General features: G+C 60.3%; 18 protein-coding genes. 12 read left to right on the plus strand and 6 right to left on the minus strand.

Annotated elements, in window-relative coordinates; translation table 11 throughout:
* The first annotated feature begins 183 nt into the window (after window positions 1-183).
* The 6 genes from BFP95_RS18255 to BFP95_RS18280 all read left to right on the plus strand — a co-directional run bounded on the left by BFP95_RS18255 (window position 184) and on the right by BFP95_RS18280 (window position 8,321).
* On the plus strand, window positions 184-1,218 hold the full coding sequence (locus BFP95_RS18255; protein ID WP_065872491.1) for an ABC transporter ATP-binding protein: 1,035 nt from the start codon (window positions 184-186) through the stop codon (window positions 1,216-1,218).
* Between the two features lies 1 nt (window position 1,219).
* Window positions 1,220-2,149, plus strand: a complete 930-nt coding sequence (locus BFP95_RS18260) for an ABC transporter permease (RefSeq protein WP_016977918.1) — start codon at window positions 1,220-1,222, stop codon at window positions 2,147-2,149.
* Window positions 2,139-2,948 (plus strand): ABC transporter permease, encoded by an 810-nt coding sequence (locus BFP95_RS18265; protein WP_049709717.1) that lies wholly within the window; start codon window positions 2,139-2,141, stop codon window positions 2,946-2,948. The genes BFP95_RS18260 and BFP95_RS18265 overlap by 11 nt, the downstream gene beginning before the upstream one ends.
* A 114-nt stretch (window positions 2,949-3,062) precedes the next feature.
* Window positions 3,063-4,487, plus strand: a complete 1,425-nt coding sequence (locus BFP95_RS18270; RefSeq protein ID WP_065910506.1) for a gamma-aminobutyraldehyde dehydrogenase — start codon at window positions 3,063-3,065, stop codon at window positions 4,485-4,487.
* 140 nt (window positions 4,488-4,627) lie between these two features.
* Complete coding sequence (locus BFP95_RS18275; protein ID WP_065880095.1) at window positions 4,628-6,490, plus strand: NAD(P)-binding protein; 1,863 nt, start codon at window positions 4,628-4,630, stop codon at window positions 6,488-6,490.
* A 205-nt stretch (window positions 6,491-6,695) separates the two neighbouring features.
* The gene (locus BFP95_RS18280) at window positions 6,696-8,321 is read left to right on the plus strand and encodes a glucan biosynthesis protein D (protein ID WP_065910507.1); all 1,626 of its coding nucleotides are present in this window, start codon (window positions 6,696-6,698) and stop codon (window positions 8,319-8,321) included.
* 49 nt (window positions 8,322-8,370) lie between these two features.
* Here the strand turns inward: BFP95_RS18280 and BFP95_RS18285 are convergent, their stop codons facing one another.
* From BFP95_RS18285 to BFP95_RS18295, 3 genes are all read right to left on the minus strand, one after another.
* Window positions 8,371-8,556, minus strand: a complete 186-nt coding sequence (locus tag BFP95_RS18285; protein WP_049709721.1) for a hypothetical protein — start codon at window positions 8,554-8,556, stop codon at window positions 8,371-8,373.
* 276 nt (window positions 8,557-8,832) lie between these two features.
* Window positions 8,833-9,939, minus strand: coding sequence for an NADH:flavin oxidoreductase/NADH oxidase (locus BFP95_RS18290; RefSeq protein WP_065872495.1), 1,107 nt, complete (start codon window positions 9,937-9,939; stop codon window positions 8,833-8,835).
* A gap of 126 nt (window positions 9,940-10,065) precedes the next feature.
* Window positions 10,066-11,967, minus strand: coding sequence for a potassium transporter Kup (locus BFP95_RS18295; protein ID WP_065872496.1), 1,902 nt, complete (start codon window positions 11,965-11,967; stop codon window positions 10,066-10,068).
* Between the two features lie 291 nt (window positions 11,968-12,258).
* Here BFP95_RS18295 and rimO point away from each other — a divergent pair, with 291 nt between their 5' ends.
* The 5 genes from rimO (at window position 12,259) to tsaA (ending at window position 16,181) form a co-directional block, all read left to right on the plus strand.
* Window positions 12,259-13,599, plus strand: coding sequence for a 30S ribosomal protein S12 methylthiotransferase RimO (rimO, locus tag BFP95_RS18300; RefSeq protein WP_046384502.1), 1,341 nt, complete (start codon window positions 12,259-12,261; stop codon window positions 13,597-13,599).
* Between the two features lie 97 nt (window positions 13,600-13,696).
* Window positions 13,697-14,170: a GNAT family N-acetyltransferase gene (locus BFP95_RS18305; protein WP_065910508.1), complete on the plus strand. Its 474-nt coding sequence runs from the start codon at window positions 13,697-13,699 to the stop codon at window positions 14,168-14,170.
* 71 nt (window positions 14,171-14,241) lie between these two features.
* Window positions 14,242-14,952: an rRNA pseudouridine synthase gene (locus BFP95_RS18310; RefSeq protein WP_065872498.1), complete on the plus strand. Its 711-nt coding sequence runs from the start codon at window positions 14,242-14,244 to the stop codon at window positions 14,950-14,952.
* A gap of 68 nt (window positions 14,953-15,020) precedes the next feature.
* Complete coding sequence (locus BFP95_RS18315) at window positions 15,021-15,482, plus strand: DUF1456 family protein (protein ID WP_049709728.1); 462 nt, start codon at window positions 15,021-15,023, stop codon at window positions 15,480-15,482.
* A 3-nt stretch (window positions 15,483-15,485) separates the two neighbouring features.
* Window positions 15,486-16,181, plus strand: a complete 696-nt coding sequence (tsaA, locus tag BFP95_RS18320) for a tRNA (N6-threonylcarbamoyladenosine(37)-N6)-methyltransferase TrmO (RefSeq protein WP_065872499.1) — start codon at window positions 15,486-15,488, stop codon at window positions 16,179-16,181.
* Between the two features lie 147 nt (window positions 16,182-16,328).
* On the opposite strand, the gene fpr is transcribed toward tsaA, so the two are convergent.
* Window positions 16,329-17,108, minus strand: a complete 780-nt coding sequence (fpr, locus tag BFP95_RS18325) for a ferredoxin-NADP reductase (protein WP_003189055.1) — start codon at window positions 17,106-17,108, stop codon at window positions 16,329-16,331.
* A 125-nt stretch (window positions 17,109-17,233) separates the two neighbouring features.
* Here fpr and BFP95_RS18330 point away from each other — a divergent pair, with 125 nt between their 5' ends.
* A complete protein-coding gene (locus BFP95_RS18330) occupies window positions 17,234-18,160 on the plus strand; it encodes a LysR family transcriptional regulator (RefSeq protein WP_049709730.1) in 927 nt (308 codons plus the stop codon).
* Between the two features lie 3 nt (window positions 18,161-18,163).
* Here the strand turns inward: BFP95_RS18330 and BFP95_RS18335 are convergent, their stop codons facing one another.
* Both BFP95_RS18335 and erdR read right to left on the minus strand, forming a co-directional pair.
* The gene (locus BFP95_RS18335) at window positions 18,164-18,526 is read right to left on the minus strand and encodes a diacylglycerol kinase (protein ID WP_003172176.1); all 363 of its coding nucleotides are present in this window, start codon (window positions 18,524-18,526) and stop codon (window positions 18,164-18,166) included.
* Window positions 18,527-18,601: 75 nt separating this feature from the next.
* Complete coding sequence (erdR, locus tag BFP95_RS18340; RefSeq protein ID WP_065872500.1) at window positions 18,602-19,252, minus strand: response regulator transcription factor ErdR; 651 nt, start codon at window positions 19,250-19,252, stop codon at window positions 18,602-18,604.
* Window positions 19,253-19,410 lie beyond the last annotated feature (158 nt).

Raw genomic sequence — 19,410 nt, forward strand, 5'->3', positions numbered from 1 at the left:
ACAACATGTGGGAGCGGGCTTGCTCGCGAATGCGGTGTGTCAACCAACACATCTGTAACTGATCCACCGCTTTCGCGAGCAAGCCCGCTCCCACATTTTTGACCGCGTTCACAGATTCCCCGCTTTTTCAGAAGTCCAGGCCGGGCCGCTGCGACGACCCGCGCCTTTTTGGAGCACCGCACCATGACCCTTGCAGTCCAATTCACCCACGTTTCCCGTCAGTTCGGCGAAGTGAAAGCCGTTGACCGGGTTTCCATCGACATCCAGGACGGCGAGTTCTTTTCCATGCTCGGCCCTTCCGGCTCAGGCAAGACCACCTGCCTGCGCCTGATCGCCGGGTTCGAACAACCGAGCGCAGGCTCGATCCGTATCCACGGCGAGGAAGCCGCCGGCTTGCCGCCGTATCAGCGCGATGTAAACACTGTGTTCCAGGACTACGCGCTGTTCCCCCATATGAATGTGCGCGACAACGTCGCCTACGGCCTCAAGGTCAAGGGCGTCGGCAAGGCCGAACGCCTCAATCGCGCCGAAGAAGCCTTGGCCATGGTCGCCCTCGGCGGTTATGGCGAGCGCAAGCCGGTGCAGCTTTCCGGTGGGCAGCGTCAGCGCGTAGCCCTGGCCCGCGCCCTGGTCAATCGCCCACGCGTATTGCTGCTGGATGAGCCGTTGGGCGCCCTCGACCTCAAGCTGCGTGAGCAGATGCAGAGCGAGCTGAAAAAACTGCAACGCCAGCTCGGCATCACCTTTATTTTCGTGACTCACGACCAGACTGAAGCGCTGTCGATGTCTGACCGTGTGGCGGTGTTCAACAAAGGTCGCATCGAGCAAGTCGACACCCCGCGCAACCTGTACATGAAGCCCGCCACTGCCTTTGTCGCCGAGTTCGTCGGCACGTCTAACGTGATTCGCGGCGAACTGGCCCAGCGCCTCAGCGGCAACCCGCAGCCCTTCTCGATCCGCCCGGAGCACGTGCGTTTTGCCGAAGGTCCGCTGGGTGCCGGCGACGTGGAAGTCAGCGGTGTGCTGCACGATATCCAGTACCAGGGCAGCGCCACCCGCTATGAGCTGAAGCTGGAAAACGGCCAGGCGCTGAACATCAGCCAGGCCAACAACCAGTGGCTGGACATCAGCAGCGGCCATCAGGTCGGCCAGTCCATCACCGCCCGCTGGGCGCGGGAAGCCATGACGCCGCTGACCGACATCGCAGGCGAGGTGTGACATGAGCCTGGCCCTATCCCAACCGCCGATGCGCAGGTTTTCCAACCTGCTGTACCGCAAGCCCAACCTCTACCTGGCGATGCTGCTGGTGCCGCCGCTGATCTGGTTTGGCGCGATCTACCTGGGCTCGCTGCTGACCCTGCTGTGGCAAGGCTTCTATACGTTTGACGACTTCACCATGGCGGTCACGCCGGACTTGACCCTGGCCAACTTCGCCGCGCTGTTCCAGCCGTCGAACTTCGACATCATCGTGCGCACCTTGAGCATGGCGATTGTGGTGTCGATTGCCAGTGCGGTGGTCGCGTTCCCGATTGCCTATTACATGGCGCGCTACACCACGGGCAAGACCAAGGCGTTTTTCTACATCGCAGTGATGATGCCAATGTGGGCCAGCTATATCGTCAAGGCGTACGCCTGGACCTTGCTGCTGGCCAAGGGCGGCGTGGCGCAGTGGTTCGTGCAGCACTTGGGGCTGGAGCCCGTGTTGCAGTTCGTGCTGGGCATTCCCGGCGTGGGCGGCAGCACCTTGAGCACCTCGCACCTGGGGCGGTTCATGGTCTTCGTTTATATCTGGCTGCCGTTCATGATTCTGCCGATCCAGGCGTCCCTGGAGCGTTTACCGCCGTCGCTGCTACAGGCTTCGGCCGACCTTGGCGCCAAGCCGCGCCAGACCTTCATGCAGGTGATTCTGCCGCTGTCCATTCCGGGGATTGCCGCCGGTTCCATCTTCACGTTCTCGCTGACCCTGGGCGATTTCATCGTGCCGCAACTGGTGGGCCCACCGGGTTACTTCGTCGGCGGCATGGTGTACGCGCAGCAAGGCGCCATCGGCAATATGCCCATGGCCGCAGCGTTCACGTTGGTGCCCATCGTGCTGATCGCGGTTTACCTGTCCATCGTCAAACGCCTGGGGGCCTTCGATGCACTCTGAAAAATCCAGTTTGAGTTTGAAGATCGCAGCCTGGGGCGGCCTGGTGTTTTTGCACTTCCCGATCCTGATCATCTTCCTCTACGCCTTCAACACCGAAGAAGCCGCGTTCAGCTTTCCGCCCCAAGGCTTTACCTTGAAGTGGTTCAGCGTGGCCTTCGCCCGGCCGGACGTGCTGGAGTCGATCAAGTTGTCCTTGCAGATCGCCGCCATCGCCACGCTGATTGCGATGGTGCTTGGCACGTTGGCGTCGGCGGCGTTGTATCGCCGCGAGTTCTTCGGCAAGCAAGGCGTGTCGTTGATGTTGATCCTGCCGATTGCGCTGCCGGGGATCATCACCGGTATCGCGCTGCTGGCGACGTTCAAGACGTTGGGTATTGAGCCGGGGATGTTCACCATCATCGTCGGCCACGCGACGTTCTGCGTGGTGATCGTCTACAACAACGTCATCGCGCGCTTGCGCCGCACCTCCCACAGCCTGATCGAAGCCTCGATGGACCTGGGCGCCGACGGCTGGCAGACCTTTCGCTACATCATCATGCCCAACCTCGGCTCGGCGCTGCTGGCTGGCGGCATGCTCGCGTTTGCGCTGTCCTTCGACGAAATCATCGTCACCACCTTCACCGCCGGCCACGAGCGCACCTTGCCGCTGTGGCTGCTCAACCAGCTCAGCCGCCCACGCGACGTGCCGGTGACCAACGTGGTGGCGATGCTGGTGATGCTGGTGACGATGGTGCCGATTCTCGGTGCGTATTACCTGACGCGCGGCGGTGAAAGCGTGGCGGGGAGTGGCGGTAAATAACTGACAAGACCCTGCCTCTGAAGAAACACGGTCAATGTGGGAGCTGGCAAGCCAGCTCCCACATTTGAATCGCATTTATTCAGGGGTAAACACTCGCTTTAGGAGAGCTGAACCATGCAAACCAAGCTACTGATCAACGGCCAACTGGTAGAAGGCGAAGGCCCGGCCCAAGCCATATTCAACCCGGCACTCGGCCGCGTGCTGGTGGAAATCAAGGAAGCCAGCGAAGCCCAGGTCGACGCCGCCGTGCGCGCTGCCGATGCCGCCTTCGAAGGCTGGTCGCAAACCGCGCCCAAGGATCGCTCGCTGTTGCTGCTGAAGCTGGCGGACGTGATCGAAGCCCATGGCGAAGAGCTGGCCAAGCTGGAATCGGACAACTGCGGCAAGCCTTACAGCGCCGCGCTGAACGATGAAATCCCGGCGATTGCCGACGTGTTCCGCTTCTTTGCCGGTGCCAGCCGTTGCATGAGCGGCTCGGCCGGCGGTGAGTACTTGCCCGGGCACACCTCGATGATCCGCCGCGACCCGGTGGGCGTGATTGCCTCCATCGCACCGTGGAACTACCCACTGATGATGGTCGCCTGGAAAATTGCCCCGGCGCTCGCCGCCGGTAATACCGTGGTGCTCAAGCCGTCAGAACAAACCCCGCTGACCGCGTTGCGCATGGTCGAACTGGCCGCTGAAATTTTCCCGGCCGGCGTACTCAATCTGGTGTTCGGGCGTGGGCCAACCGTCGGCAGCCCACTGGTGAATCATCCGAAAGTGCGCATGGTCTCGCTGACCGGCTCCATCGCCACCGGTGCAAACATCATTTCCAGCACCGCCGACAGCGTTAAGCGCATGCACATGGAGCTGGGCGGCAAGGCGCCGGTGATCATCTTCAACGATGCCGATATCGATGCTGCCGTGGAAGGCATTCGCACCTTTGGCTTCTACAACGCCGGGCAGGATTGCACCGCTGCGTGCCGGATCTACGCGCAAGCGGACATCTACGATGCGTTTGTTGAGAAGCTCGGCGCCGCGGTCGCCAGCATCAAGTACGGTTTGCAGGATGATCCGGCCACCGAACTGGGCCCGCTGATTACCGCTCAGCATCGCGACCGTGTCGCCGGGTTTGTCGAACGCGCCGTGGCACAACCGCATATTCGCATGGTCACCGGCGGCAAGGCGGTGGAAGGCAATGGTTTCTTCTTTGAGCCGACCGTGCTGGCCGACGCGCAGCAGGACGACGAGATCGTGCGCCGCGAGGTATTCGGGCCCGTGGTGTCGGTGACCAAGTTCACCGATGAAGCGCAAGTGCTGGGCTGGGCCAATGATTCGGACTACGGCCTGGCGTCATCCGTATGGACCGCCGATGTAGGACGCGCCCATCGCTTGGCCGCGCGCTTGCAGTACGGCTGCACCTGGGTGAACACCCACTTCATGCTCGTCAGCGAAATGCCTCACGGCGGTCAGAAACTGTCCGGCTACGGCAAGGACATGTCCATGTACGGGCTGGAGGACTACACCACCGTTCGCCATGTGATGTTCAAGCACTAATGCTGTGCCCCCTGTGGGCGCAGGCTTGCTCGCGAATGCGGTACATCCGGCACACATGTGTCGACTGACACACCGTATTCGCGAGCAAGCCCGCTCCCACAGGGGATCTTCTTATAACAATAAATAATTCGCAGGTTCCCATGGATATCACCCGCCGCGACTTCCTCAACGGCGTCGCTGTCACCATTGCCGCGGGTATGACCCCGCTGCAACTGCTTCAAGCCGCTCCCGATGGTCGTTACTACCCACCCGCCCTTACCGGCTTGCGCGGCAGCCATGTCGGCTCGTTTGAAGTGGCGCACCAGATGGGCTGGGAAAAGAAGGTGTTCGACACCGAAAAACTACCGATCACCGAGGATTACGATCTAGTGGTCGTGGGTGGCGGCTTGAGTGGGTTGTCGGCGGCGTGGTTCTACCGCGAGAAGCACCCCAAGGCGAAGATCCTGATCCTGGAAAACCACGACGACTTCGGCGGCCACGCCAAGCGCAACGAGTTCCAGGCCGGCGGCCGCATGATCATCGGCTACGGTGGCAGCGAGGCGTTCCAGTCGCCCAACCACCTTTACAGCCAGCACGTGAACGGGCTGTTGAAAAAGCTCGGGGTGAACATCAAGCGCTTCGAAACCGCCTTCGACCGCCAGTTCTACCCTGGCCTCGGCCTGTCGCGCGGGGTGTTTTTCGACAAGGAAAACTTCGGCGAAGACAAACTGGTGACCGGCGACCCAACGCCGATGGTGGCCGACGACATCGCCCCGGACCGACTGAATGCGCGCGCCATCGGCGATTTCATCAATGACTTTCCGTTGCCAGCTGCGGACCGCCAGGCCCTGATCGAGCTGCACACAGCGCCCAAGGATTACCTGCTGGGCAAGACCGCCAACGAAAAAGCCGCCTACCTGGCAGCCACCAGCTACCGGGATTTTTTACGCAAGAACGTAGGACTTTCCGAAGGCGCGGTGAAGTACTTCCAGAGCCGCACCAATGACTTCATGGCCCTGAGCATTGATGCGGTGGCGTCGTCCGACGCTTATAACGTGGGTTTCCCTGGCTTTGCCGGGATGAATCTGGCGCCAATCAGTGAAGAAGCGGCGGCGGAAATGGAAGAGCCCTACATCTACCATTTCCCGGACGGCAATGCGTCGGTGGCGCGGTTGCTGGTGCGCAGCCTGATCCCAGGTGTGGCGCCGGGCCATACCATGGACGATATCGTGCTGGCGGCCTTTGATTACGCCAGGCTCGATCAACCCAAGGCGGCGGTGCGGCTGCGTTTGAACAGCACGGCGGTGAGTGTGCGTAACGTCGGTGACGGCGTGCACATCGGCTACAGCCGTGGCGGACAACTCGCACAGGTGCGCGGCAAACGCTGCATCCTGGCCTGCTACAACATGATGATTCCTTACCTGTTGAAGGACCTGCCCGCGCCCCAAGCCCATGCCCTGAGCCAGAACGTCAAATACCCGCTGGTGTACACCAAGGTGGTGATCCGCAATTGGCAGTCGTTCCAGAAACTGGGCGTGCACGAAATTTACGCGGCAACCCAGCCTTACAGCCGGATCAAACTGGACTACCCGGTGAGCATGGGCGGCTACGACCACCCGCGCGACCCGACGCAGCCGATTGGCTTGCATATGGTCTACGTACCCACCAGCCCCAACAGCGGCATGAACGCCCGCGACCAGGCACGCGCCGGGCGAGGCAAGTTATATGGGCAGACGTTCGAGCAACTGGAAGCGCAGTTGCGTGACCAGTTGCAACGCATGCTCGGGCCGGGTGGGTTCAACCACCAGACCGATATTCTGGCGATCACTGTCAACCGCTGGTCACATGGTTATGCGAGCTTCTCCAACAGTTTGTTTGATGATGCCGATGAGAACGAAGCATGGATGAAGCTGGCGAGAAAGCCGGTGGGGCATGTGAGCATTGCCAATTCGGACGCGGCGTGGAGTGCGTATGCGCATGCGGCGATTGATGAGGCATATCGAGCAGTCGCTGAAGTGAGCTGACCTGAGAAGGACCTGGAAATGTCTTGTTTCACATGCAACGCCATCACCCCGCTATCAATCAATTTTCCTGCGTCATCGAACCGCTTAAGCTATCCGGCGTCTGTTTAATGTCCGTTGCGTTTGGCCGAAGGCATGTCCGAACCGTAATTTCTGATCCGCTACGTGCCAGGAACGGCGCGGGATTTGCTCACGACAGGTTGTCTCTATGCACCGCAGGAATTTGCTCAAAGCGTCCATGGCCATTGCGGCTTACACCGGTTTGTCGGCCAGCGGCCTGCTTGCCGCCCAGGCCTGGGCCGGGAACCGTGCCGCCGATGGCAAGGCCGTGGCGTTCGATTTCGAATCGCTGAAGGCCCAGGCCAAGCAACTCGCCGGGACCGCTTACAAAGACACGAAACAAGTGCTGCCGCCCACCCTGGCGACCATGACCCCGCAGAATTTCAACGCCATCGGCTACGACGGCAACCACTCGTTGTGGAAGGAATTGAACGGCCAGCTCGACGTGCAGTTCTTCCACGTCGGCATGGGGTTCAAGACGCCGGTGCGCATGCACAGCGTCGACCCCAAGACCCGCGAAGCCCGTGAGGTGCATTTCCGCCCTTCGCTGTTCAACTATGAAAAAACCACGGTCGACACCAAACAGCTGACCGGCGACCTGGGTTTCTCCGGCTTCAAGCTGTTCAAGGCGCCGGAACTGGACCGCCATGATGTGCTGTCATTTCTCGGCGCGAGCTACTTTCGCGCAGTGGATTCCACCGGCCAGTACGGCCTCTCCGCCCGTGGCCTGGCCATCGACACCTACGCAAAAAAACGCGAGGAATTCCCCGATTTCACGCAGTTCTGGTTCGAAACCCCGGACAAGAACGCCACCCGCTTCGTGGTCTACGCCCTGCTCGACTCGCCGAGCGCCACCGGCGCCTACCGCTTCGATATCGACTGCCAGGCCAACCAGGTGGTGATGGCGATCGATGCGCACATCAATGCGCGTACCGCCATCGAACAACTGGGCATCGCGCCGATGACCAGCATGTTCAGTTGCGGTACCCATGAGCGCCGCATGTGCGACACCATCCACCCGCAAATCCACGACTCGGACCGCCTGGCGATGTGGCGCGGCAATGGCGAATGGATCTGCCGCCCGCTGAACAACCCGGCCAAGCTGCAGTTCAACGCGTTTGCCGACATCGACCCCAAAGGCTTTGGCCTGGTGCAGACCGACCATGAGTTCGCCAGTTACCAAGACACCGTGGACTGGTACAGCAAGCGCCCGAGCCTATGGGTTGAACCCACCACGGCTTGGGGTGAAGGCTCCATCGACCTGTTGGAAATTCCTACAACCGGCGAGACCCTCGATAACATCGTGGCCTTCTGGACCCCAAAAAAACCCGTGGCAGCCGGCGAATCACTGAACTACGGCTACAAGCTGTACTGGAGCGCCCTGCCACCGGTGAGCACGCCGTTGGCCCAGGTAGACGCGACCCGCTCAGGCATGGGTGGCTTTATCGAAGGTTGGGCACCGGGTGAGCACTACCCTGAGGTGTGGGCGCGCCGTTTCGCCGTGGACTTCAAGGGCGGTGGCCTGGACCGCCTGCCACCCGGCACGGGGATTGAGCCAGTGGTGACGTGCTCCCATGGCCAGGTCAAGGATTTCAGCGTGCTGGTGCTGGATAACATCAAGGGCTACCGCATCCTGTTCGACTGGTACCCGACCAGCGACAGCGTGGAGCCGGTGGAACTGCGCCTGTTTATCCGTACCCAGGACCGCACCTTGAGTGAAACCTGGTTGTATCAGTACTTCCCGCCGGCACCGGACCAGCGTAAGTACACGTGATACCGGTGGGAGCTGGCTTGCCAGCTCCCACCTTGTTTAACGACGATCCTCAGAACCGCGACACACTCTTCATCGCCCCAATCAAATAGCGCATTGCCATCTGATCGTTCTCGGTCAGGGCGCGGTACTGCGCCAGCAATTCCACTTCATCTGAGCTCAACCTTCGCCCCCGCAACGACATCCTGCGGGTCAGAAAAGACGTCACCACACCCGCTACACCATAGGACTTGGCCATGGACTGGTTCTCCTGATATGCATCGAATACTCCTGTTGCCCATTACCCGTCTCCCATGAAGCGCAATGCCTCAGTGAGCAAACCCACTGACTTCCTGGGCCAGAAATCAGGCTTACCCTAAGGGTAGAAAAAATCTGCTCTCGTGTGGGATTTTTTTAGAGTATTAACTTAAATAATTGCTTAGGTAACAAATACCTACAGACATATCCGACACCTGCGCGCGTAAAAAAACCCACCGGGTCAGGGTGGGTTTCAGTCAGCGAGTCCAACAGCGGATTAATCGCGCAGATCAGACTCATGAATCGGCTGGTCGCGATGGGTCGCCCTTTGATACTGCGCCGGCCAAATCGCCTTGCGACCGCCCAGGTCGTCGTCGGCATGCAGCGGCCAGTAAGGGTCACGCAGCAGTTCACGCGCCAGGAAGATGATGTCGGCCTGGCAGGTGCGCAGGATGTGCTCGGCCTGGGCCGGCTCGGTGATCATGCCAACGGTGCCGGTAGCCATGCCCGACTCTTTGCGCACCCGCTCGGCGAAACGGGTCTGGTAGCCCGGGCCGGTAGGGATCTCGGCGTTAGCGGCCGTGCCACCGGACGATACGTCAATCAGGTCCACGCCAAGGTCTTTCAGGCGTCGCGCCAGTTCCACGGTTTCGTCAGGGTTCCAGCCATCTTCCACCCAGTCGGTGGCCGACACCCGCACAAACAACGGCAGCTCCTGGGGCCAGGCTTCACGCACGGCCTCTGTGACCTGCAGCACCAGGCGGATACGGTTTTCAAACGAGCCGCCGTACCTGTCCTGACGCTGATTGCTGATCGGCGACAGGAATTGATGCAACAGGTAACCATGCGCTGCGTGGATTTCCACCACTTCAAAACCCGCGGTCAACGCACGCTTGGCGGCGGCGACAAAATCGGCGATCACTTGTTGGATCTGCCCCTCATCCAACTGCTTGGGTTGAGTGTGCTGAGGATCGAAGGCAATCGGCGAGGGCCCTACCGGCACCCAGCCGCCCTCCTCCGCCTTGACACTGCCGTGCTTGCCGATCCAGGGCCGATGGGTGCTGGCCTTGCGACCGGCGTGAGCCAATTGAATGCCGGCCACAGCGCCCTGTGCCGCAATAAAGCGCGTGATGCGTCGCAACGGTTCGATCTGTGCGTCGTTCCACAAGCCCAGGTCCTGAGCGGTGATGCGGCCATCAGCGGTGACAGCGGTGGCTTCGGTAAAAATCAGCCCCGCACCGCCGACCGCACGGCTGCCAAGGTGTACCAAGTGCCAATCATTGGCCAGGCCGTCGACCGCCGAATACTGGCACATCGGCGAGACCGCGATGCGATTGAGCAGGGTCAATTGGCGCAGGGTATAGGGTTCGAGCAGTTGACTCATGGCGCACCTCTTCTGGGTTCTATGGGCACTGTTCAACAGTGCTTAGAGCCTAGTCGACAACGGTGGAATGCACAGGGTTCAGAAAGAGAAGCGGGAGCCGATTGCCGGCTCCCGTGTTGCAAAAGCTTACATTTCGACCTGGGTACCCAGCTCGATCACCCGGTTTACCGGGAGTTTGAAGAAGCGCAGGTTGCCGTTGGCATTCTTCAACATGAACGCGAACAACGCCTCGCGCCAGCGCGCCATGCCCTTGATGCGAGAGGCGATCACCGTCTCGCGGCTGAGGAAGTACGTGGTGCGCATCGGGCTGAAGTCCAGGTCATCCAAGTGACACAACTTCAGCGCTTCAGGCACGTCCGGCTCGTCGGTAAAACCAAAGTGCAGGATCACCCGGAAGAAGCCTTCGCCGTAGGCATCCACTTCGAAGCGCCGTGCCGCCGGTACGCGAGGAATGTCCTCATAGACCACCGTCAGCAACACCACTTGCTCATGCAACACCTGGTTATGCAGCAGGTTGTGCAACAGCGCGTGGGGCACAGCGTCCGGGCGCGCGGTGAGGAACACGGCGGTGCCCTGGACCCGATGGGGTGGCTGCACGCGGATACTGCTGATAAAGATCGGCAGCGGCAGGCCGCCTTCGTCGAGACGCTCCACCAGCAATTGTTTGCCGCGCTTCCAGGTGGTCATCAGCACGAACAACACGATCCCCGCCAAAACCGGGAAGGCGCCGCCCTGGATGATCTTCGGCACGTTGGCGGCGAAGTAGAGCCCGTCCACCAGCAGGCAGCAGACCAAGACCGGTACTGCCAGGATCGGCGGCCATTTCCACAGCAACAACATCACCGCCGACACCAGGATGGTCGTCATCAGCATGGTGCCGGTTACCGCCACGCCGTAGGCCGACGCCAATGCGTTGGAGGATTCGAACCCCAGCACCAGCAGGATCACGCCCACCATCAGCGACCAGTTCACCGCGCCGATGTAGATCTGGCCCTGCTCGGCACTGGAGGTGTGCTGGATATGCATGCGCGGGATGTAGCCCAGTTGGATCGCCTGGCGCGTCAACGAGAACGCACCGGAAATCACCGCCTGGGACGCAATCACCGTGGCCAGGGTGGACAACACCACCAGCGGGATCAACGCCCAGCTGGGTGCCAGCAGGTAGAACGGGTTGCGCGCGGCTTCCGGGTCACCCAGCAGCATCGCGCCTTGGCCGAAATAATTGAGTACCAGCGCCGGCAGCACCAGGATGAACCAGGCGCGGGCAATGGGTTTGCGGCCGAAGTGGCCCATGTCGGCATACAGTGCTTCGGCGCCGGTCAGTGCCAGCACCACCGCGCCAAGGATAGCCACGCCAATGCCCGGGTGAGCCTCGAAGAAGCGCACCGCCCACATCGGGTTCATGGCACTGAGTACCTCAGGATGCAGGGTGATGCCATACACACCGAGACCGCCCAGGACCAGGAACCAGGTCACCATCACAGGTCCGAACAGCTTGCCGATGTGGTCAGTGCCGTGCTTTTGGATCAGGAACAAGGCCACCAGCACAACAAGGGCGATGGGCACGACCCATTTTTCCAAACCGTCGAACGCCAGCTCCAGGCCTTCAACCGCCGATAACACGGAAATCGCCGGGGTGATCATGCTGTCGCCGTAGAACAGCGCCGCGCCGCACAGGCCACACACCACCAGGAAGCTGCGCAGCTTCTTGCGCTCCCCCGCCGCCCGTCGCGCCAGTGCAGTCAGAGCCATGATGCCGCCCTCGCCCTGGTTGTCGGCGCGCAGCACAAACAGCATGTATTTGATCGAGACGACCCAAATCAGCGACCAGAAGATCAGCGCCAGGATCCCCAGCACACCGTCATGGTTGACCTGAACCCCATAGCCGCCGTTGAACACCTCTTTAAGGGTGTAGAGCGGGCTGGTCCCGATATCGCCGTAAACCACCCCGACCGCTGCCACCAGCATGCCAATCGGCTTTGCGGTGGAATGCTCGGCGCCTGCCGCCGGACTACTTGCCTGACCCATCAACCACTCCTGCCCTTATGACCTGCGGTCTTTATAAACAACGCCTCTAAGCTGACCCTAGCATGCGCTGTTTTACTTCTCGTAACAGACGTTTTATTGACCTTAGGATTTTACCTACGCGCAACGGCGCGAAGCATAGCGCAGCACTCGTCGCTTTTCGCTGCATAAAGCTGGTCAAGTGCGCTGCCCGTCGCTAGAATTGCGCACTTTTTGATCAGAGGCACACTTCAAGTGCCCATCCGTTGTCTCGTCGTGCACGATCGGCAGCGTCATTCAATACCGAGGTTAGACATGTCCACCACCATCGCAAAAGCCAACCCCAAGGTTGGCTTTGTTTCCCTGGGTTGCCCGAAGGCTCTGGTTGACTCCGAGCGCATCCTCACGCAACTGCGCATGGAAGGCTATGACGTTGTGTCCACCTACCAGGACGCTGACGTGGTGGTGGTCAACACCTGCGGCTTCATTGACTCGGCCAAGGCAGAGTCGCTGGAAGTGATCGGCGAAGCGATCAAGGAAAACGGCAAGGTCATCGTGACCGGCTGCATGGGTGTGGAAGAAGGCAATATCCGCAATGTGCACCCAAGCGTGCTCGCGGTGACCGGCCCGCAGCAGTACGAGCAGGTGGTCAACGCCGTGCACCAGGTGGTGCCGCCACGCCAGGACCACAACCCGCTGATTGACCTGGTGCCGCCGCAAGGCATCAAGCTGACCCCGCGCCACTACGCGTACCTGAAGATCTCCGAAGGCTGCAACCACAGCTGCAGCTTCTGCATCATCCCGTCGATGCGCGGCAAGCTGGTCAGCCGCCCGGTGGGTGACGTACTGGACGAGGCCCAGCGCCTGGTCAAATCCGGCGTGAAAGAGCTGCTGGTGATCTCCCAGGACACCAGCGCCTACGGCGTCGACGTGAAATACCGCACCGGCTTCTGGAACGGCGCGCCGGTGAAAACCCGCATGACCGAACTCTGCGAAGCCTTGAGCAGCCTGGGTGTGTGGGTGCGCCTACACTACGTTTACCCGTACCCGCACGTGGACGAGCTGATCCCGCTGATGGCCGCCGGCAAGATCCTGCCGTACCTGGACATCCCGTTCCAGCACGCCAGCCCGAAAGTGCTCAAGGCCATGAAACGCCCGGCATTCGAAGACAAGACCCTGGCGCGCATCAAGAACTGGCGCGAGATCTGCCCGGAGCTGATCATCCGTTCGACCTTCATCGTCGGCTTCCCCGGCGAAACCGAAGAAGACTTCCAGTACCTGCTGGACTGGCTGACAGAAGCCCAACTGGATCGCGTCGGCTGCTTCCAGTACTCACCGGTTGAAGGCGCCCCGGCCAACCTGCTGGACCTGGCCGTAGTGCCGGACGACGTCAAGCAGGACCGTTGGGAGCGTTTCATGGCGCACCAGCAGGCTATCAGCTCGGCGCGCCTGCAACTGCGCATCGGCAAGGAAATCGAAGTGCTGATCGACGAAGTCGACGAGCAAGGCGCGGTTGGCCGCTGCTTCTTCGATGCACCGGAAATCGACGGTAACGTGTTTATCGACGATGCCAGCGGCTTGAAGCCGGGTGACAAGGTCTGGTGCACCGTGACGGACGCCGACGAGTACGATTTGTGGGCTGAAAAGCGCGACTGATCGGCGACAAAATCAAAAGCCCTGCATCTGATCAAGATGTGGGGCTTTTTTAGGTCTATCGTTTGCCCATCGCCCCTCACTGGCAGGAAGCAGCGGCATGCGTCAGCATTCGGTTATCCATACCCCCAAAACCAGCGATTATCAAAAACTGACTGAAATCTGGGAGTCCTCAGTGCGGGCCACCCACGATTTTTTGCCGGAGAGCTACATCGAGCGACTGAGGCATCTGGTGCTGACGCACTATTTGGACACAGTGATGCTGATCTGCACCAGGGACTCGCATCAATGCATCACCGGGTTCGCTGGCGTGGCCGCGGGCAAGGTCGAAATGCTGTTTATCGACCCGCAGCACCGGGGCCAGGGCCTTGGCCGGCAATTGCTGCGCTATGCCATTGAACGCATGAACGCCGACGAACTCGAGGTGAACGAACAGAACCCCCAGGCCCTGGGCTTTTACCTCAAGCAAGGCTTCGAGGTGGTCGGACGCACGGAGCATGATGGCCTGGGCCAGCCTTATCCGTTGCTGCGTCTGCGTTTGCGCCAGGCGCAACAGCAGTCCCGCCAGGGTTAAATGAAATGGGGCCGGGATTAACCGGCTCCAGGCAGGTACAATAGCCGCCCCCTTTTGTTACGGCCCTTGTCATGACTGACCCCATACGCCTCTCCAAACGCCTTATCGAACTGGTCGGTTGCTCCCGTCGGGAGGCTGAGCTGTTCATTGAAGGCGGCTGGGTCTCGGTGGACGGTGAAGTGATCGACGAGCCGCAGTTCAAGGTCACCACCCAGAAGGTCGAACTCGACCCCGAGGCCAAGGCCACCGTGCCCGAGCCGGTGACCATCCTGCTGCACGCCCCTGTCGGCGTGGATGCCGAAACGGCCATGGCGTCGATCAGCGCCGAAACACTCTCGGAAGAACATCGCTTCAGCAAGCGCCCGCTCAAGGGCCACTTCCTGCGCCTGACCGCCAGCGCCGACCTGCAAGCCAAGGCCAGCGGCCTTCTGGTGTTCACGCAGGATTGGAAGATCCTGCGCAAGCTGACCGCCGATGCCGCCAAGATCGAGCAGGAATACGTGGTGGAAGTCGAGGGTGACATGGTTGCCCACGGCCTCAACCGCCTGAACCACGGCCTGACCTACAAAGGCAAGGAGCTGCCGGCCGTCAAAGCCAGCTGGCAGAACGAAAACCGCCTGCGTTTTGCAATGAAAAACCCGCAGCCGGGCGTGATTGCACTGTTTTGCGAAGCGGTTGGCCTCAAGGTCATCGCCATTCGTCGTATCCGCATCGGCGGCGTGTCCATCGGCAAAGTGCCGGTTGGCCAATGGCGTTACCTGTCCGGCAAAGAGAAGTTCTAAGCCGCTCCCCTATTATCGACACCGCCTGCCTGGGCGGTGTCCACCGTTGAAAACCAGGATTGCCCACCATGATTCACAATGACGTACTGCGCAGCGTGCGCTACATGCTCGACATCAGCGACAACAAAATGGTCGAGATCACCAAGCTCGGCGGCATGGACGTAACCAAGGAAGACCTGCTGACCTACCTCAAGAAAGATGAGGAAGAAGGCTTCGTGTTCTGCCCGGATGAAGTCATGGCGCACTTCCTTGATGGCCTGGTGATCTTCAAGCGCGGCAAGGACGAAAGCCGTCCGCCGCAGCCGATCGAAACCCCGATCACCAACAACATCATCCTCAAGAAGCTGCGCGTGGCCTTTGAACTGAAGGAAGACGACATGCACGCCATCCTCAAGGCGGCCGAGTTCCCGGTGTCCAAGCCTGAGTTGAGCGCGCTGTTCCGCAAGTTCGGCCACACCAACTACCGGACCTGCGGTGACCAGTTGCTGCGCAACTTCCTCAAGGGCCTGACGCTGCGGGTTCGTGCGTAAGCCATGAATTACCATGTCTCGCCCGTCGGTTTCGTGCGCTCCTGCTTCAAGGAGAAGTTCGCGATCCCGCGCCAACCGCAGCTGGCACCCGCCGCTCGGGGCGTGCTGGAATTGGTGGCGCCGTTCGACGGGGGTGAGGCGGTGCAGGGCCTGGAGCAGGTCAGTCATGTGTGGCTGCTGTTTCTGTTCCACCAGGCCCTGGAAGACAAGCCACGCCTGAAAGTGCGCCCGCCGCGCTTGGGTGGCAACACCTCCATGGGCGTGTTTGCTACCCGCGCGACCCATCGCCCCAATGGTATTGGCCAGTCGGTGGTGAAACTGGACAAGGTCGAGCCAGGACGGTTGTGGATTTCCGGGATAGACCTGCTCGACGGCACGCCGGTGCTGGATATCAAGCCATATGTGCCGTATGCCGACATTGTCGACACGGCCACCAACGGGATCGCCAGCGCTGCGCCGCAGCTGATTCCCGTGCAATGGCTGAAGACTGCGTTGCATCAGGCGCAAAGCCATGCTCAGCGCTTGGATGAGCCGTTGGTGGCGTTGATTGAGCAGTGCCTGGCGCAGGACCCACGGCCGGCGTATCAAACGCCGGGGCCGGAGCGAGAGTATGGCGCGCAGTTCTGGGACGTGGATGTGCGTTGGCACTATCCCGAGGCTGGGCTGATTTGTGTGTTGGAAGTGCTTCCAGCCAGCTAAACGCCGAAAACAACTGTGGGAGCTGCTTCTGTGGGAGCTGGCTTGCCTGCGATGCAGACGCCTCGGTCATTCATTTGAACCGAGGTGATGCTATCGCAGGCAAGCCAGCTCCCACAGAAACCAGCTCCCACATTTTTTGATCTGTGTTTATTTCTCGACGAACGCTCGCTCGATCAGGTAATCACCCGGCTCACGCATGCGTGGCGACACTTTCAGGCCGAAGCTGTTCAACACTTCACTGGTTTCATCCAGCATGCTCGGGCTGCCGCACAGCATGGCGCGGTCGTCCTCGGGGTTGATCGGTGGCAGACCGATGTCGCTGAACAACTTACCGCTGCGCATCAGGTCGGTCAGGCGGCCTTCGTTTTCGAACGGCTCGCGGGTAACGGTTGGGTAGTAGATCAACTTGTCACGCAGGGCCTCGCCGAAGAATTCGTTCTGCGGCAGGTGCTCGGTGATGAATTCGCGGTAAGCGACTTCGTTGACGTAACGCACGCCGTGGCACAGGATCACTTTTTCAAAGCGCTCGTAGGTTTCCGGGTCCTGGATCACGCTCATGAACGGAGCAAGGCCGGTACCGGTGCTGAGCAGGTACAGGTGTTTGCCCGGCTTCAAATCGTCAAGCACGAGGGTGCCTGTCGGTTTTTTGCTGATGATGATCTCGTCGCCTTCCTTCAAGTGCTGCAATTGGGAAGTCAGCGGGCCATCTGGCACCTTGATACTGAAGAACTCCAGATGCTCTTCCCAGTTCGGGCTGGCAATGGAGTAAGCGCGCATGAGCGGGCGGCCGTTGGGCTGTTGCAGGCCGATCATCACGAACTGACCGTTCTCGAAGCGCAGGCCCGGATCACGGGTGCACTTGAAGCTGAACAGAGTGTCGTTCCAGTGATGAACACTGAGGACACGCTCGTGGTTCATGTTGCTCATGTACGGGGAACTCCTGGAAATGGGTCTGCGCCAAAGGTGTAGATGCGCAATTGCACAGCATTCTAATGGCGGCGACAATATCTGTTAACTGGATTATTAAGATAAGGGTTATCGGTTATATCGATATGCGATTTACTCTCCGTCAACTGCAAGTCTTCGTCGCCGTCGCCCAGCAGGAAAGCGTCTCACGCGCTGCTGGCCTTCTGGCCTTATCTCAATCCGCCGCCAGCACATCGATCACCGAGCTGGAGCGTCAATCCAGCTGCCAATTGTTCGACCGCGCGGGCAAGCGCCTGAGCCTCAACGCCCTCGGTCATCAGCTGTTGCCCCAGGCCGTGGCGCTTTTGGACCAGGCCAAGGAGATCGAGGACCTGCTCAACGGCAAGTCCGGGTTTGGCTCCCTGGCGGTCGGCGCCACCCTGACCATCGGAAATTACCTCGCCACGCTGCTGATCGGCAGCTTCATGCAGCAACATCCCGAGAGCCAGGTGAAGCTGCATGTGCAGAACACTGCACATATCGTGCACCAAGTCGCGCACTACGAAATTGACTTGGGTCTAATCGAAGGCGACTGCAGCCACCCGGACATCGAGGTGCAAACCTGGGTGGAAGATGAGCTGGTGGTGTTTTGTGCGCCGCAGCATCACCTGGCCAAGCGTGGCGTGGCGACCATGGCAGAGTTGACTCATGAAGCCTGGATTTTGCGCGAACAAGGCTCAGGCACGCGCTTGACGTTTGACCAGGCCATGCGCCATCACCGCAGCGCGCTGAATATCCGCCTGGAGCTGGAACACACTGAGGCCATCAAACGGGCGGTGGAGTCAGGGTTGGGGATTGGCTGTATTTCCCGGCTGGCGCTGCGTGACGCGTTCCGCCGTGGCAGTTTGGTACCCGTGGAAACCCCGGACCTTGACCTGGCCCGGCAGTTCTACTTCATCTGGCATAAACAGAAGTACCAGACCTCAGCGATGCGCGAGTTCCTGGAGCTTTGCCGCGCCTTTACCGCTGGGGTCCAGCGCAGCGACGAGATCGTGCTGCCGAGCATTGCCTGAGCCTTAGATCAGGATCACAGCCCACACCAGCGTGATCATGGTCAGCGCGACAAACTGCGCAGCGCTACCCATGTCCTTGGCGTTCTTCGACAGCGGGTGGCGGTCCAGGGAGATGCGGTCGATGGCGGCTTCAACCGCCGAGTTGAGCAGCTCGACGATCAGGGCGAGCAGGCACACGGCTATCAACAACGCGCGTTCGACGCGGCTGACATTCAGGAAAAAGCTCAGCGGGATCAGGATGACGTTCAGCAACACCAATTGGCGGAATGCTGCCTCGCCCGTGAAAGCCGCGCGCAGGCCATCCAGGGAATAGCCACCTGCGTTAAAGATACGTTTGATACCGGTTTGACCCTTGAAAGGCGACATAGACGTAGGCAACTGAACCAAAGAAGTGGGGAAACTAGATCACGCCAAGTCAAAAAAGCGTGAACCGCTGAACGCTTAATGCTGCGAAATTGACTCAAGTTGTTGCAGGAGCAATGCCGCCTGGGTGCGCGTACGCACGCCCAGCTTGCGGAAGATCGCCGTGACATGGGCCTTGATGGTCGCTTCCGATACGCTCAGCTCGTAGGCAATCTGCTTGTTCAACAAACCTTCGCAAACCATGGTCAGCACACGAAACTGCTGCGGCGTCAGGCTGGCCAGTCCATCGCGGGCGGCCTTGGCTTCGTCGGACACGTTAATTTCTTCAAACGCTTGCGGCGGCCAGGACACATCGCCATCCAGCACGGTGCGCACGGCTTTCTGGATATCTTCCATGGCACTGGACTTGGGGATGAAACCGCTGGCGCCAAACTCCTTGGAGCGCACCACCACATCGGCGTCTTCCTGGGCCGAAACCATCACCACGGGGATCTGCGGGTATTGCCCGCGCAACAGCACCAGCCCGGAAAAACCATAGGCGCCGGGCATGTTCAGGTCGAGCAGCACCAAGTCCCAGTCGGACTTTTCGGCAAGGCGGGCTTCCAGTTCGGCAATGCTGGCCACCTCGACCAGGCGCACGTCCGGGCCAAGGCCTAGGGTCACGGCTTGATGCAGCGCACTGCGAAACAGCGGGTGGTCATCGGCTATCAGGATTTCGTATGTGGCCATTGATTAAATGATCCTGTTTTTTATGGGAGTCCTGATGGGTTCAGGGCTCGCCAGTACACAAGGCGGCAGCCAGGCAGCTGTCGCCACAGGGCACGCTCAACGTCAAAAGCACCTGAAACGACGTCGAAAATTCACGGTTGCACCCCAATCGGCGCTCA

Origin of the sequence: Pseudomonas sp. 58 R 12, from assembly GCF_900005865.1 — a bacterium.
Classification (GTDB): domain Bacteria; phylum Pseudomonadota; class Gammaproteobacteria; order Pseudomonadales; family Pseudomonadaceae; genus Aquipseudomonas; species Aquipseudomonas tritici.